The organism is Parabacteroides sp. AF19-14, from assembly GCF_003635485.1.
Lineage (GTDB): Bacteria > Bacteroidota > Bacteroidia > Bacteroidales > Tannerellaceae > Parabacteroides > Parabacteroides distasonis.
This window is the reverse complement of the sequence record NZ_QTMJ01000066.1, coordinates 414-627: the sequence shown is the minus strand read 5'-3', so window position 1 is coordinate 627 and position 214 is coordinate 414. Positions and strand designations below refer to the sequence as shown.

1 protein-coding gene is annotated in these 214 nt (G+C 41.1%); it reads left to right on the top strand.

Features of this window, described 5'->3' with window-relative positions:
* On the top strand, positions 1 to 214 hold a 214-nt coding region (locus DWX33_RS23060), incomplete at both ends, for a GTP-binding protein (protein WP_233570228.1).

The following is a 214-nucleotide window of genomic DNA, read 5'->3' as shown; positions in this document are numbered from 1 at the left end:
GCAGTCCTCATCTTATCCGCAAAGGAAGGCATACAAGCGCAGACAAAGTTGCTGTTCAGTACTTTACAAAAGCTGCAAATCCCGACAATTATATTTATCAATAAGATTGACCGTGCCGGTGTGAATTTGGAGCGTTTGTATATGGATATAAAAACAAATCTGTCGCAAGATGTCCTGTTTATGCAAACTGTTGTCGATGGATCGGTTTATCCGG